The sequence below is a fragment of the Pseudomonas gorinensis genome, from assembly GCF_042015035.1.
GTDB lineage: Bacteria > Pseudomonadota > Gammaproteobacteria > Pseudomonadales > Pseudomonadaceae > Aquipseudomonas > Aquipseudomonas gorinensis.
Genome location: NZ_CP167125.1, coordinates 1,599,873 through 1,613,882 on the forward strand (window position 1 = coordinate 1,599,873; position 14,010 = coordinate 1,613,882).

The following is a 14,010-nucleotide window of genomic DNA, read 5'->3' on the forward strand; positions in this document are numbered from 1 at the left end:
TCAATGACATGTTGGCAGCAGCGAGCGTTGCTCGCCTTGTGGTCGCTCGGCCTTTGCAGTGGTGCATCGGCCAACCTGACGTTCAGCGGAACGCTGAATGAGCCCCCGCCGTGCACGATTGATGCGGGCAACACGATTGAAGTCGATTTTGGCGATGTCGGAATAAAGCGGGTCGACGGGGTGAAATACCGCAGAGGGGTGGGTTACACCATCAGCTGTGGCGCCGACACGCTTCCCTGGCAACTGAAGCTGAGTGTCAACGGTACGGCAACGGCTTATGACCGCTCAGCGGTGCAGACCAGTGTGCCGGCGTTGGGCATTCGGATTTATCAGAACAACCTGCCATTTCAACTCAATACGCCATTGGATATCAGCCTGTCGTCACCGCCGGTATTGGAAGTGGTGCCTGTCAAACAGCCCGGCGCGACCCTGCTTCCCGCAAGGTTTGCCGCGGTGGCCACGCTATTGGCTGAATACGAGTAGGAGCTGAGTCCATGGGACATGAACGCGTTCATAGGGCTTGGCCATGTGCCGGGCTGGTATTACTGCTGACCTTGGGCCTGATGCCCCAGGGGCATGCGGCGGACAACCTGAGGTTCAAGGGCAATCTGGTTGAAGAGGCCTGCACGATCCGTCCGGGTGATGAGGCCATCACGCTGGAACTCTGGGACGTTACCAGCAAGCACCTTTATATCAACACACGTACACAGGGCCGGGGGTTCAAGCTGCACCTGGAGGACTGCGACACCACGATTGGCAACACGGTCACCATCACATTTGGCGGCAGAGAAAACGCCGAGCTCCCCGGATTGTTCGCGCTGGATGGTGGAAGTGGTGCCTCCGGTATCGGGATCGGTTTAGAGACGCCGAGCAACAAGCCTTTGCCCCTGAACACCGTCAGTGACGAACAGCGGCTGAGTAATGGCAGCAACGTGATTGAACTCAAGGCCTATGTGCAGGGTGAGCCTAAGGCCATCAGGGATCAAACCATCGGGCATGGTGCGTACCGGGTGACCTCGACTTTTACCCTGGACTATCCGTAGGTGTGAATCGTCATCCGTAGGCTGGAAATGACCTTAGCCAAACTTCAAATCCCTTCTGGACGGCCAAGGCATGGACCGATGTCCTGCGGGCAGCGTTTGGGTAGAGAAACGACGAGAGATCAACATGAAACGACTATATGGAGTCATGGGGCTTCTTATACTGATGGGTGTTGCGACGACCGTGAGAGCAACTGATTGCCGAGTGAACGGCGGGGTGTGGACATTTGTAGGGGCCGGCGGGACGCTAAACCTGCGAGTTCCCGTCACCGTCCGACTGGGGGCGGACAGAACCCGCATCGTGCTTGAAGGGGTGAGGCTGGAGTGCCGGTTCTCTGGCTTTGGTGGTAGCCAACCCTGGTATACGGATTACTGGGCAACGTCGGCAAGAGTCGGCCCCGCGTGGGTGCCCGGCCCAAAATTCACTCGCGAAGGCACCGGCTTGCGCATCAATGGGACCCACTATAACTCTCCGGTGCCGAACGGTATCCGCATGACGACCATGCCTAATAACGGCGTGGGTTACCCGGTCGATGTCACGCCCTATATTCTGGTACGCAACAGCCCAACGAACCCTATTGATGTTCGAATAGGCGATGTCCTCGGAGGGTTAAATCTTGAGCAGACAAACAATTATAATACCGGCAGCGCAGCGCTTGCCCTGACCTACACTGCCGCCAACAACTTCTCCATCTCCCCATCCACGTGCACGATCAACAATAACAATCCAATCGACATAGACTTCGGCAACGTCCACCAGCGCGCAATCGGCACCGACCCACTGACAACCACCATTCGCAGGGACCGCCGGCTCACCTACTCATGCCCGGATGGCGGCATCAACACACCGATCACCATCAGCTACAAAGGCACCCCATCGGCGTTTGATACACGGCTCCTCAGGATGAGCAATCCGGACGTGGGCACTGCCCTGGTTCGTGGCGGTTCTGCGGTGCAGGTCGGCGGTTCGTTCCTGACCCGTATTACCAACAGCGGGGGCGGTGACGATGTGACGTTTACGCTCGTTCGGCGAGCCGGGTCGCTGCCTGCCGCTGGAGCCATAAGTGGCACCGGCGTACTCGTGATGGGGGTGCCGTGAGCCACGAAGAGGTCAGGTGTTTTTACGCTGGACTCGCGCACTTGTGAGCCTTCATTCATAGGCTGAAAACAGCCTTCGTCAAACTTCAAATCCCTTCCGGGCTGCTTAAAGCCCGGACAGATGTTCCATGGACGGCGTTTGAGTATAGAAACAACGAGAGGTCAAAATGAAACGACTCTGTGGAACCACAGCGCTCCTTATGTTTATGGCGGGGGCTACGAGCGTGAAGGCTGCTGAATGCCGTGTGAATGGAGGCTCGTGGCGGGTGATAGTCGGGGAACTCCCCCTGCAGGTCCCGGTTACAGTTACCCTGGCCGCAGATCGTACGAGGATCATGTTGGAAGGTGCACGGCTTGAATGCAGATTTTCCCGAGGCTCGCAAAGCCCGTCTTCACGACAGGACTACTGGTCAACGGGCAGTTCAACGGGCACGCCCTGGATACCGGGCATCAAATTCAGCGGCGAAGGGGCCGGTTTACGAATCAATGGAGCGTACCGAAATATCCCTATCCCGAGTGGAATACGGGTCACTACGCTGCCTGACAACATTACGGGTTATCCGATCGATATCACGCCTTATATTCTGGTGCGCAACAGTCCGTCCAATCCGCTCGATATTCGAATAGGCGATAATCTCGGACGCCTGCATCTCACTGTCACCAATAACTACAACTCAAGCACAGGCAGGATCAACATTACCTACAACGCTGCCAACAACTTCACCGTCTCCCCATCCACGTGCACGATCAACAATAACAATCCAATCGACATAGACTTCGGCAACGTCCACCAGCGCGCAATCGGCACCGACCCACTGACAACCACCATTCGCAGGGACCGTCGGCTCACCTATTCATGCCCGGATGGCGGCATCAACACACCGATCACCATCAGCTACAAAGGCACCCCATCGGCGTTTGATACACGGCTTCTCAGGATGACCAATGCGGACGTGGGCACTGCCCTGGTTCGTGGCGGTTCTGCGGTGCAAGTCGGTGGTTCGTTCCTGACCCGTATTACCAACAGCGTGGGCGGGGACGATGTGACGTTTACGCTCGTTCGGCGGGCCGGGTCGCTGCCTGCCGCTGGAGCCATCAGTGGCAGCGGCGTACTCGTGATGGGGGTGCCGTGATCCACGGCAAGGCCAAAGCCACCGGTGACCCACGCCGGTGGCTTTGGCATTCCGTTCCGTGAATGCCGCAGGGGCACATCGACGGTGATGGGGCATGAAACGTTATCGAGCTTCACCCTTGCTTCACACTTCGTCGCTGCCGTCGGCGCGCCAATAACCGACTGCCTTGAGGTACGCCTCATCGACGTGATGCGTGTCCAGCAGCACCCGACGTACCTGGCGCGACAGCTTGGTTTCGGTCGCGACAAAACTGTACAGCGAGCCGCCCGGCAGGGTCAGGTTGCGCACCGTATCGAGCAGGTCATCCTGGCCGCGTATCACCCAAATCACCTCCACATCGGCAGCACTGTGCAACGCTTGTTGTTCTGCAGTGTTGTCGATTTCGATTACCGCCAGCACCTTGCGGCCCGCCGGCAATTCTTCCAGGCGCCTTGCGATAGCCGGGATCGCGGTTTCATCACCGATCAACAAGTAGCTGTCGAAGATATCCGGCACGATCAACGAACCCCGTGGCCCGCCGATGTACAGGTGCTGGCCGACCTGTACCTGCTCGGCCCAAGTGGACGCCGGGCCATCGCCGTGCAGCACGAAGTCGATATCCAGCTCGCCGATGCTCGAGTCAAAACTCCGGGGCGTGTAGTCGCGCATGGCCGGTTGCGGGCCATCGCCCTTGACGTTGAAAGTGGGACTTTCCAGCGCGGCTTGTTCGGCGGCGTTCTGCGGGAACAGCAGCTTGATATGGTCATCGGCGCCCAGGCTCACAAAACCTGCCAGCTCAGGCCCGCCCAGGGTGATACGCCGCATGCGCGGGGTGATATCCACCACCCGCAACACTTGCAGGCGACGGCGTTTGATTTCGTGGCTGACGCGATGGATGGTTTGCGTATTCATTGGTTTTTTCCGTCTGCGATGGCTTGAGCGGTGCCGTTGAGCAGTGCCGCGACACGTACGATTTCTTCCGGGGTCCAGCGCCCGTGGTGCAGTTGCAAGGCGTGGCGCAGGTTGTGCACCGCTTCGTGGATCTGTGCCGGTCGATCATGGCCGCGCAGCGAACGCTTGCTCACATCAATGCGCATGCGCACGCCCTCCAGCGCCACGGCCTGCTCATTTAAAGAAAGACGACCGGCGTCGGTGATGGTGTAGCGTTTTTTTCCACCTTCGGCGTCGCCGCTGACCAGCTCGCTTTCTTCAAGGAAGGTCAAGGTCGGGTAGATCACGCCTGGGCTGGGGCTGTAGGCGCCGTCGAACATGGTTTCGATCTGGCGGATCAGGTCATAGCCATGGCACGGCTGCTCGGCGATCAGGGCCAGCAGCAGCAGTTTCAAGTCGCCGGGGGCGAAGACGCGGGGGCCACGTCCGCCGCGTTCGCGGCCGGGGCGTTTCTCGAAGCCGTCACCGTGCTCATGGGGTTCGCGGTGGTGGGGGTGATGCTCTCTCATGGGGATACCCTCTGTTGTCTTAAGATACAACGTAAGATATATCTTTAGCCCGTGCAAGCCTTCGCGACCGACGGTTCACGCTTGCACGGCCAGCGTTGGCATTCTGGGCTAAAAGTTATTATTAGAGTCATTATTCAGGTCGTTGACCCGGTTGAATAAGTTAATGCTTTTTGGCTTAATATCGTAATTCTTGTATTGTAAGTTTCTCCAGTTTGCCCACATGTACTTAGCAAGTAGTCTTGTTCCTACAGTTGAGTTTTAAGTTTTGGCTAAGTGCCATGTTTTTCTATCGAGTGGCGTCTGGCTTGGGCTACGCCTTCATGGGAAGTAGACTGCTTACTTGTGTTTCAACTCCGTGGATGATCTTCTCTCCCCAACTAATGCTCTTGGGGGGAATATGCCGATTTCAAAAAAACATTTGATGTTGGTAGTCCTAATTTGAATAACAGGTAACTTGCTATGTTCAAGAAGTTTGCACTTTCCGTTCCTCTGGCTGTTATGGCGATGAGTGCTTCAGTCACCTTCGCGGCGGGCGAGGCGAGCCATACCGTCACCCTCAAGGCCAACATCCCGACGACCGTGTTCCACGTTCAGCCACGTGACCCCAACTGGGGCCGCGACGAAACCATGAACTACAACCTGGTGAGCGGTGAGCTGGCACCGCTGAGCGCGATTTACGACATGCGTAATACCAACGGTTCCATCCATGCCTACATCGAAGGTGGCCCGGCCGTGCTGTTCAACGGTGATACCACCCAGAACATCCCGCTGACCACGACCCTGAACGGCGTCACCCTCACCGGCACCCCCCAGGAAGTGGTCAATGATGCCGACTCCACACCGGGCATCGGCGCTGAGTTGCGTATTGCAGCAGCCAAGCCTGGCGCCAGCCAGCGTGGTGCCTACACCAGCGTCATGCCATTGGTGTTTGACGCGGTACTGCCTGTAGGCCCTTGAAGGTGACGGGGGCCTGCTGAGTTCCGTGCTCGCAGGTGATGGTTTACAGGTCGGCCGATATTCCCCGGTCTGGCCGGCCTGTTTTTGCCTTGCAATCTGGTAATTAGAGTATCCGTCCATGTTCCCGATGACACCCATCGCGGTTGCCCTTGCGCTATTGATTTGCACGGGCGCCTTGGCGGCGCCGGCCACGCCCGCCATGGCGCCCGGCAGTCTGGTCGCCCAGGCCCAAGGCTTGCCAGCGGGTTTTACCGAGCATTTTTTTGAGGTTCCGCTGGCGGTACGCGTGGAGCTTGATCAGCAACTGTTGGGCGAGGCGTTGATCGTTCTGTCTAAAGACGATCGCGTGACACTGCTTGAGTTTACCGACACGCAGGGCAGCCCGGTGGCCGCGGCAACTCGTGACACCTGGCAAGCGATTCTGGAACAAGGCATTGCCTTGGGCGCATGCACTCAGTCATGCCCGCAGCAACTGGTGTCGGCGTTCTACAGCCTGGAAAGCTCCCAGCTGTCGATCATTACCCAAAACGTGGAGCGCGATGGGACAGCCCCGCGCTTTTACGAACTGCCCGTGGATGGCAGTCGGGGTTTGATACTCAACAACCAGCTCAACCTCAATGGCGGGCAGAGCCAGGATATCGGTGGGCGCTACGGCCTGCAGGCCAGTTCCAGCCTGGGCAACTGGACCCAGATGTTCAACCTGCAAGTGGCACGTCAGAGCGGCGACGAAGAGCACCTGCGCCATGCCATCCATGAGCTATATACCCAGCGTGAGCTGGAAGGGCGCTTCCTGCGCCTGGGCCACTTCACACCCAATTCCGATGGGCTTACCCGCCAGTTGCGCACCTTCGGCGCCAGTCCGGACACCGCGCTGGGCGTGATGTATGGCAGTTCCGACAGCCTGGCCATCAACAGCGCCAGGCCCAGCGTTTACCCGATCTACGTCACCGCGAACCGCCAGGCGGCCGTCGAGATTTATCGTAATGGTCTGTTGATCAATACCCAGGCGGTGGCCGCCGGTTTGCAGACGCTGGATACGCGGCCTTTACCGGGCGGGATATATGAGGTGGAGGTCCGCATGATCGAAGACGGCTTGACCGTCGGCACCACCCAAGAGCTGGTCTATAAGCCGAGTAATTGGCGCAACGTCGAAGACCGTTGGCGCTATAACGTCTTTGCCGGGCGCGAAACCAAACTGTTCAGCAATTGGGACGACCAGGCCTCGGGTGCGCTGACCACGGGCGCGTCGGTCAACTACCTGCTGCATCCACGGGTCATTCTCGGGTTGTCGGCTCGCGAGGTGCGTGAGCAATTGCAATACGGTGGTTCGATAGACTGGACCCTCTCCAACTACTCCAGCGTCTATGCGAACCTCTACAAAACCCAGGACCATGGCACGGGGCTGGACTTGCAGGGCCTGTATACCTTCGGCGCCACCAACCTGGTGTTCAGCCACAATCGCAGCTGGCTGGATACCCGCGATACCTTCGAAACCCTGCCGGACGGCACGCGTTTACGGCGCAACACCTTCGTCGGTGAGGCCAGTAATACGGCGCTGTCGGTGAACCACCGTGTCGATGAAAAAAACACGCTGAATGTGCGCATGGCCTACAGCGAAGGCAACGTCGAAGGCGCCGGCCTGGACCTGGGCTGGAGTCGCCGCGACACACTGCTGGGCAGTGATGCCAACTGGCGCTTTGCGGTATTTGATCGTCCTGGTTCCAGTGCCACGAACGAACAGCGCAACCGGGGGGTGGATATCACCCTGAGCCTGGCGCTGGGCAGCGATGGCCGGCAGATTTCCGGCAGCGTCGGTACCCGCACGGCCCGCGACGGTGGGCGTGATAACAACGCGTCGGTCACCGTCCGACAGGATCTCACCGATCATGTGCTGCAGAGCGTGTCCGCCACCGCCATCACCGACACCTATGGTGTGGGCCTTTCAGGCATGGCCAGTTTCAGTACCGATTCAATCGGCGGCGATGGTTTTATCCAGCGCAGCTCCTTCAATGATGAGCTCACCGGTGGCCTGAACCTGAACAGCACCCTTGTGGCCGGTGCCGGCAAAATGGTGTTGAGCAATCAATACCAGGGCAACGGTGCGGGCATGATCGTCGATGTCGAAACCGACCTGGACGATATTGCCATACGGGCCGATGACCTGAACGGTGGCGGCACGCTTCTGCGTCCAGGGCGTAACTACATGCCGGTATCCGCCTACCGAAGCAGCAGCCTGAGTTTCGATTTCGAGGGCAACCACCCACCGGCGGCCAATATCCAACCGGCGCGCTCCGCTTATCACTTGAACAAGGGCGGCGTGGATTACCGCAAAGTCACGGTGATGAAAACCGTCAGCGTGTTGGGTCGCCTGTTGGACGCCCACGGCACGCCGCTCAAGGGGCATCAGGTGATCAACCACGCCAGCCGAGGCGTCAGCGAAGTGGACGGTTTTTTTTCCATGGAAATGACCACCAGCGCGCCGACCCTGGAAGTGCGTTACCAGAGCCAGTTGTTATGCCGGTTCCGCCTGGACCCGAATAACACGCCTGCCGAAAACGATGTGTTGATGATCGGTGACCTGCGTTGCACGCCCGATTCACTTGCCGACGCCACTCTTCAGGGCGCAACCGCCGGTTGATGGCGACCCAGACACTGCCAGTGGAATTTCTATGAGCCTATTCACAACCCTGAAAAAAACCTCAGCGCCGAGTGCATTGGCGTTGGCCCTGGTGTTTTCAAGCCCATTGGCGCTCGCCTTCGTCGAAGAGGTGACGGCGGTGTTTCGTCCGGATCCCTCCAACCCGATGAGCAACAAGTTTAAAAACACCACCCCGGAAGGCGGCGTGTGCGCCTGGCATCCCCCGGCTATTCCCAAATGCAGGGCGTTAAACATTTTCGGCATCCGCAATACTGGCTTTAGCGCCAGTTCCAGTGGGCCGATTCTGGCCAATCCCACCGATCCACGTCAGGGCGCCTATTTCAAAGTGCCTTCCGAATGGCGTGATCTGCAAGTGACCCATGTGGGTACCGGCGAGGTGGAAACCGTACAGATGCGTATCGCCGGTGTCGGCGCGCGCTGGAATCTGCCACGTCCGCCGGGTGTGTCCGCGTTTATGACGGCCGAGACGCCCGGTTGGTCCACTTACTGGTATGGCGCCCCGGAGCCGTGCCAGCCGATAAACTATTTGGCAGCAGGCAACAACTTTGCGTTGTTTTTCTGGATCGTGCCGGAGGGCGCGGGGGCTTGCAGCGTAAAAAACGGCACCGAAATTCCGTGGTTCACCTATACGCACCTGGAGTACGCCTACGAACTCAAGACCCCCAACCCGCTGACGATGAATACGGGGGAGTACCGTGGTTCACTCACCTATTCCATGGGGCCGGGTGGGGATTTTGACTTCGGCGACATCATGAAACCCGGCGACACAGTCGCCACCTTCAACTTCACCCTGAGCGTTGAGCACCAACTCAAAGTCGATATTCCGCCGGGAGGCAACCGTATCGAACTGTTGCCCCAGGGCGGCTGGCAAGCCTGGCTCAATGCTGGCCGCCGGCCGGACAGGCTGTACCGGGACCAGACGTTCCGCCTGTCGGCGTCCTCGCGTTTCAAAATGCAGATGGAGTGCTCGCTGGTAATCGGCAACACCTGCGGCCTGCGTAACGGCAATGGCGACGAAGTGCCCTTGCAGGTTGCCGTGAGCCTGCCCTATGGCCTGCAGGATGGTCACGACCAAGCGGTGAACAAACGGCCATTGCGCCTGGATGGCAGCGGCACCGAACTGTTCCAGCCGTTGCAGTACGTCAACGATCGGCCCGCCATTCTGCATTTTGAAGTGGACCGGGCGAATGTGAGCCAGATGCTTGAACATCCCGGCACCACCTATTCGGGTGTCGTCACCGTGATTTGGGATTCCCAGGTGTAGGGCCGTTATTCCTACAGTCCATTTATGAGGCGTCGTTGAAATGAAGCATGCAGTGTTGTGGATCGGTGTGTTGCTGTTGTCCGTCAAGGCCCATGCGGGGCCGATGATCAATGTCGGGGTGGTGTATGACTATCTGGAGGCGGATCGCAGTTCCTTTCTCAAGCGGGTATTCAATGGGGGAACCAGCACCGCGTTCGTGAAGGTGGATGTGCTGGAAATCCTCTACAACGCCGATGGCACTTCCCAGGAAGTCGCCCTCCCGTCCCTGGCCGATGCTCAGGGCAACACCACTGGGCGCGATGGCTTGATGGCCAGCCCTGCGCGGTTGATCGTGCCCGCCGGTGGCCGCCAGGGCACCCGGCTGTTGTATAGAGGGGAGCGGGATAAGGAGCGTTACTTTCGGGTGCGGTTCATTCCGGTGGTCCCGCAAAAGGAAGACGATTTTGCTGTGACCGAGCAGGAACGCGCCGACTATAAAAACAACCTGGCGGCGGGCGTGAACGTGATGGCGGGTTATGGCACGGTGTTTTTCGTGCGCCCCAAACAGACGCGTTTCGACACGCAGGTCGACGAGACCGCCAGCGAGTACCGGTTGCACAACGCAGGCAACAGCGTGGTGGTGCTGGACGAATTTCGCGACTGCGCCATCGCTCGGGCCAGCGATTGCGCGCCCACTACCAAGCACCACATTCTGCCTGGCCGGCGCTTGACGTTCGAAAAGAAACCCGATCGTCAATACAGCTTTCAAATGATTGAAGGGCAGCAGAAACAGTCGATGACGGTCAAGGTTAATGGGTGAATACGATGCTCAAGCAACTGACAACCCTTGTCCTTCTGACCTTGCCGACAGTCCCCGTGGCGTGGGCGTCTTTTATTCAGGAACGCCATAGCTTCGACGTGTCGGTAACCATTCCGGTGCGCGACGCTTATGTGCTGCCCTCGGAGTCCAACTGGATGGGCCAGGAGCAAGAGCTGGCCTGGAACCTGGTCACCTCGCAGCTCAGTCGCTTGCGCAAGCACTTCGACGTCAAGAACCTCAGTGGCGGTGTGGCCGCACGGTTGCTGGATACGCCCTATCTGCACAGCGGGCGACACCGTATCGACCTGCAGGTGATGTTCAATCAGGTTCCGCTGACGCTGGACAGCACCGAAGTGGTCGGCGCCGAGGTGGCCAGGACAGGCACGCGCGCCGAGCTGGAGATCGCGGCGATACAGCCCGACGACGGTTACCAGGGCGGCAGCTATTACGGCACCGTACACCTGATGTTCGACTTCCTGGCGCCTTAGGGCGTGTGCCCACCCGGTTGCAAATAGGGCATCAGGATCGGCGCCATGCCCTTGAGCACCTGCACGGGCAGCGCCGAGGTAAACGTGAAGTGCTGCGCCGAAGCGCCGGGCACAAAGGCGGTGAGGGTGCCGAAGTGATGCTCACCGATGTAAAACACAAAGGTCGCGGTGCGGTTGATGGATTTTGAGCTCAGGATCCGGCCGCCGCTGCCCATGGCTTCGATACGGTTATCGCCGGTACCGGTCTTGCCGCCCATGGCCAGCGGCGTGCCGTCGGCCAGGGTGAAACTGCCGGCCACGCGCTTGGCCGTGCCGGCGTCCACCACTTGTGACAACGCGCCGCGCAAGGCGGTGGCCACTTCACTGGGCATTACGCGCTTGCCACGGTTCGGGTCGTTGACCACGTAGGTTTCATACGGCGTGCCCTCGGCAAAGCGCAGGCTGTCGATACGCAGCACCGGCAGGCGTACGCCGTCGTTGAGGATGATGCCCATCAGTTCGGCGAGGGCGGCGGGGCGGTCGCCGGAGCTGCCGATGGCGGTGGCCAGCGATGGCACCAGGTGGTCGAACGGATAGCCCACGGCTCGCCAGCGCTCATGTATCTCCAGGAACGCTTCGATTTCCAGCATGGTGCGGATGCGGCTGTCCCGCGCGCTTTGGTGCCGGCTCTTGAACAGCCAGCTATAGACTTCCTGGCGCTCGAATTCGCTGGCCTTGACGATCTCGCTGAAGGTCGCGTCCGGGTGGTTGAGCAGGTAGCCCAGCAGCCACAGGTCCAGCGGGTGCACCTTGGCGATGTAGCCTTGGTCCGGCAGATCGTAGGCGCCGGGGCCGTAGCTTTGGTAGAGCGTGGCCAGGCGTTCGTCGGTGAGCTTGTCGGTGGTCTTGATGCTTTTCAGGTGTGCGCGCACGAAGCTGTTGAAGCTTTCCTGGCTGGCCTGGGGCATCAGGTAGCGGTGCACGGCGGCCAGGCGGATCGCGGTGGGGTGCAGGCTGTCCATGAAGGTGTCGAGGCGCGACTGGGTGTCTTTGTTGCGGTACTTTTTCCAGAACTTGAGCAGGAACGCCGTACCTTCGTGGTCGGCGAACCTGGCCAGGTATTCCTGGCGGCGCGGGTCGTTGTCGTCTTTGAGCAAGCGCGCGCTGTTGTCTTCGCCGGAGTAGGTGGTGTAGCGCACCAGGTCGCGCATCAGGCGAATGAAGGGCAGGTTGATCGACTCGCGCAGGGCATCGCGCAGGGTCGGGGTGCGGCCGTTGTCTTCGTTGCGAAAGTTATGGAAACGGTGCAGGCCGCCGCCGGTGAAGAACGCCTCGCCGGGGTTGGCCGAGTAGGTGCGGTCGAGGGCGGCGTCGAGCATTTTCGACAGGTCGCGGTCAGTGTTGCGGATCAGGTAGTCCAGGGCCCAGCGGGAGAGTGGGTCTTGCTCGGGGACCGTGACTTTTTTCAACTCGGCGGGTGTCTGTGCGCGGTAGCGATCATGCAGTTCGGTGATAATTTGCAGGTAAGTGGTCAGCACCCGCAGCTTGGCGGTGGAGCCCAACTCCAGCTTGCTGCCTTCGTTGATGTCGAACGGTTGATCGGTGTTGTCGGTTTGCACCCGCACGCGCGCGCCATCGGGTGTCAGTTCGAACAGGGTGAAGCTGTAGCGCACCTGGGGCGTACTTTGCGGGGTGAGCAAACGCGGGCCGAGCAGGCCCGTTTGCCCGGCGAATACCGGGTCGGCCAAGTGCTTGAGGTAGTCGGTGGCCTGGGTTTGCAGGGCGTAGTCAAGGGTGCTGGAGGCGGCCAGGTCAAGGCGGTCGAGGTCATACAGCGGGCGGTTGAGCAAGGTGGCGAGACGGCTGCGAGCGACGTTGATCGCTTTGTTGGTCTCGACCGGTTGGATCGTCGGTTGCTGCTGCCAGTCGCGATAGGTGACGTGGCTGGCGAGGGCGGCCTTGGCCAGCGCCGGATCGATCACGTTGTTCTGCGCCAGCAGGCGGATATGGCTGTCGGTCAGTTGCGCCAGCTCCTCGCGGCCCTTGGTCAAATAATGCGAGGGTCGACGCTGGGCGATCATCAGCGACAGTACCTGGCGCAGCGCCAAGCCTTTTTTGGCCAGGTCTTGCGGTGCGTTGCCGGCCAGCAGGGCATTGACCTGGTTGAAGTCGGCGCCGTACCACACCCGCAGGCCTTCGGCCATGCCATGTACTTCGCCATGGCCCGGCACGGCCGACAGCGGCACGCTGTTGAGGTAGTCGCGCACGATATTCTGCCGGCTGCCCAGGGTGTTTGGCCCTGGCTGATAGGCGCGGACACTGGCGGAAATCATCTGGCGGATTTTTTCGCCGCCCGACAACGTCAGGCCATCGGGTGAATGACGATACTTTTCCAGTTGCGTGGCCAAGGTGCTCCCCCCCGCGGTTTGCCCAGGCAAATGCAGGAGTTTGGCCACCTGCGACCAGGCGGCCTTGGCGAAACGCGGCCAGTCCACCGCCGGGTTGGCCAGGGGTTGCCGGGGATCGAGCAGGTCACGGTCCTCGATAAACAACAGCGCTTGCACCACCAGCGGCGGGACCGCGGCGAAGCTGGGGTAGAGCTGTTGCGGGTAGGTGAAGGCGTACAGCGGCGTGCCGCGACAGTCAGTGATGCTCAGGCCGGCCTGGACTTTTTCCGCGTAGGGTACGAACAGCCCGTGTCGGGCGTAGTCCATTAACGCCGGGGAAAAACGCGCCTGCGCCTGGACCAGGTAATTGTGCTTGAGCAGGCGCGGTAGGAATTCATCGAGGGCGCTGTAACCCAGGCGCCGGTCAAACGGCCCGTCCCCCGGATAAACAACCGCATCGCTGGGGCCGGGCTCCACGCGATAGGTCAGCGATGCCGCAAACGAACTCAGGTATTCGGCTTGCAGGCGCGAGGTGCGCATTTCCTGGTTGGCGGCCCAGGCCAGGGCCACCAGCGCGAGCAGCAGTACCAGCCATGCCACTCGCCACCACATGCTGTGCAAGCGGGGGCTTCGTGGCAATGGCGGTTGATCCGCGCTGTCGGCGTGTGCCACAGCGGGTTTCGAATCGGTTTGCCATAAAGCGCCCATAGTCGATTGATCCATTCACGCAGATTGATCGGACTTGGTTGAAGCTTAGTCGCTGCTGG

Annotated in this window: 12 protein-coding genes; 9 read left to right on the forward strand and 3 right to left on the reverse strand. The window is 59.9% G+C overall.

Annotated features, from left to right (window positions below; translation table 11 throughout):
* Nucleotides 1-3: 3 nt before the first annotated feature.
* The 4 genes from AB7933_RS07255 to AB7933_RS07270 all read left to right on the forward strand — a co-directional run bounded on the left by AB7933_RS07255 (nucleotide 4) and on the right by AB7933_RS07270 (nucleotide 3,271).
* Nucleotides 4-483 carry a fimbrial protein gene (locus AB7933_RS07255; protein ID WP_024073653.1) on the forward strand — a complete coding sequence of 160 codons (480 nt, stop codon included), beginning with the start codon at nucleotides 4-6 and terminating at the stop codon, nucleotides 481-483.
* Between the two features lie 11 nt (nucleotides 484-494).
* Nucleotides 495-1,043: a fimbrial protein gene (locus tag AB7933_RS07260; RefSeq protein WP_024073654.1), complete on the forward strand. Its 549-nt coding sequence runs from the start codon at nucleotides 495-497 to the stop codon at nucleotides 1,041-1,043.
* Nucleotides 1,044-1,167: 124 nt separating this feature from the next.
* Nucleotides 1,168-2,139 carry a fimbrial protein gene (locus AB7933_RS07265; protein WP_041161109.1) on the forward strand — a complete coding sequence of 324 codons (972 nt, stop codon included), beginning with the start codon at nucleotides 1,168-1,170 and terminating at the stop codon, nucleotides 2,137-2,139.
* A gap of 166 nt (nucleotides 2,140-2,305) precedes the next feature.
* On the forward strand, nucleotides 2,306-3,271 hold the full coding sequence (locus AB7933_RS07270) for a fimbrial protein (RefSeq protein WP_024073656.1): 966 nt from the start codon (nucleotides 2,306-2,308) through the stop codon (nucleotides 3,269-3,271).
* A 123-nt stretch (nucleotides 3,272-3,394) separates the two neighbouring features.
* Here the strand turns inward: AB7933_RS07270 and AB7933_RS07275 are convergent, their stop codons facing one another.
* Together AB7933_RS07275 and AB7933_RS07280 are read right to left on the reverse strand one after the other, a co-directional pair.
* A complete protein-coding gene (locus AB7933_RS07275) occupies nucleotides 3,395-4,162 on the reverse strand; it encodes a siderophore-interacting protein (RefSeq protein WP_024073657.1) in 768 nt (255 codons plus the stop codon).
* Nucleotides 4,159-4,710, reverse strand: coding sequence for a PadR family transcriptional regulator (locus tag AB7933_RS07280; RefSeq protein ID WP_024073658.1), 552 nt, complete (start codon nucleotides 4,708-4,710; stop codon nucleotides 4,159-4,161). The genes AB7933_RS07275 and AB7933_RS07280 overlap by 4 nt, the downstream gene beginning before the upstream one ends.
* Before the next feature lie 459 nt (nucleotides 4,711-5,169).
* On the opposite strand from AB7933_RS07280, the gene AB7933_RS07285 reads away from it, so the two are divergent.
* From AB7933_RS07285 to AB7933_RS07305, 5 genes are all read left to right on the forward strand, one after another.
* The gene (locus AB7933_RS07285; protein ID WP_024073659.1) at nucleotides 5,170-5,667 is read left to right on the forward strand and encodes a CS1 type fimbrial major subunit; all 498 of its coding nucleotides are present in this window, start codon (nucleotides 5,170-5,172) and stop codon (nucleotides 5,665-5,667) included.
* 118 nt (nucleotides 5,668-5,785) lie between these two features.
* Nucleotides 5,786-8,305 (forward strand): CS1-pili formation C-terminal domain-containing protein, encoded by a 2,520-nt coding sequence (locus tag AB7933_RS07290; protein ID WP_024073660.1) that lies wholly within the window; start codon nucleotides 5,786-5,788, stop codon nucleotides 8,303-8,305.
* 31 nt (nucleotides 8,306-8,336) lie between these two features.
* Nucleotides 8,337-9,590 (forward strand): hypothetical protein, encoded by a 1,254-nt coding sequence (locus AB7933_RS07295; protein ID WP_024073661.1) that lies wholly within the window; start codon nucleotides 8,337-8,339, stop codon nucleotides 9,588-9,590.
* A gap of 40 nt (nucleotides 9,591-9,630) precedes the next feature.
* Nucleotides 9,631-10,389, forward strand: coding sequence for a p pilus assembly chaperone (locus tag AB7933_RS07300; RefSeq protein WP_024073662.1), 759 nt, complete (start codon nucleotides 9,631-9,633; stop codon nucleotides 10,387-10,389).
* 5 nt (nucleotides 10,390-10,394) lie between these two features.
* A complete protein-coding gene (locus tag AB7933_RS07305; RefSeq protein ID WP_024073663.1) occupies nucleotides 10,395-10,877 on the forward strand; it encodes a CS1 type fimbrial major subunit in 483 nt (160 codons plus the stop codon).
* Here AB7933_RS07305 and AB7933_RS07310 read toward each other — a convergent pair.
* A complete protein-coding gene (locus tag AB7933_RS07310; RefSeq protein ID WP_024073664.1) occupies nucleotides 10,874-13,951 on the reverse strand; it encodes a transglycosylase domain-containing protein in 3,078 nt (1,025 codons plus the stop codon). The genes AB7933_RS07305 and AB7933_RS07310 overlap by 4 nt on opposite strands.
* Nucleotides 13,952-14,010 lie beyond the last annotated feature (59 nt).

Coding starts and splice junctions, on each gene's coding strand:
- AB7933_RS07255 (WP_024073653.1), top strand. CDS start 4: ATGACATGTTGGCAGCAGCGAGCGTTGCTCGCCTTGTGGTCGCTCGGC.
- AB7933_RS07260 (WP_024073654.1), top strand. CDS start 495: ATGGGACATGAACGCGTTCATAGGGCTTGGCCATGTGCCGGGCTGGTA.
- AB7933_RS07265 (WP_041161109.1), top strand. CDS start 1,168: ATGAAACGACTATATGGAGTCATGGGGCTTCTTATACTGATGGGTGTT.
- AB7933_RS07270 (WP_024073656.1), top strand. CDS start 2,306: ATGAAACGACTCTGTGGAACCACAGCGCTCCTTATGTTTATGGCGGGG.
- AB7933_RS07275 (WP_024073657.1), bottom strand. CDS start 4,162: ATGAATACGCAAACCATCCATCGCGTCAGCCACGAAATCAAACGCCGT.
- AB7933_RS07280 (WP_024073658.1), bottom strand. CDS start 4,710: ATGAGAGAGCATCACCCCCACCACCGCGAACCCCATGAGCACGGTGAC.
- AB7933_RS07285 (WP_024073659.1), top strand. CDS start 5,170: ATGTTCAAGAAGTTTGCACTTTCCGTTCCTCTGGCTGTTATGGCGATG.
- AB7933_RS07290 (WP_024073660.1), top strand. CDS start 5,786: ATGTTCCCGATGACACCCATCGCGGTTGCCCTTGCGCTATTGATTTGC.
- AB7933_RS07295 (WP_024073661.1), top strand. CDS start 8,337: ATGAGCCTATTCACAACCCTGAAAAAAACCTCAGCGCCGAGTGCATTG.
- AB7933_RS07300 (WP_024073662.1), top strand. CDS start 9,631: ATGAAGCATGCAGTGTTGTGGATCGGTGTGTTGCTGTTGTCCGTCAAG.
- AB7933_RS07305 (WP_024073663.1), top strand. CDS start 10,395: ATGCTCAAGCAACTGACAACCCTTGTCCTTCTGACCTTGCCGACAGTC.
- AB7933_RS07310 (WP_024073664.1), bottom strand. CDS start 13,951: ATGGGCGCTTTATGGCAAACCGATTCGAAACCCGCTGTGGCACACGCC.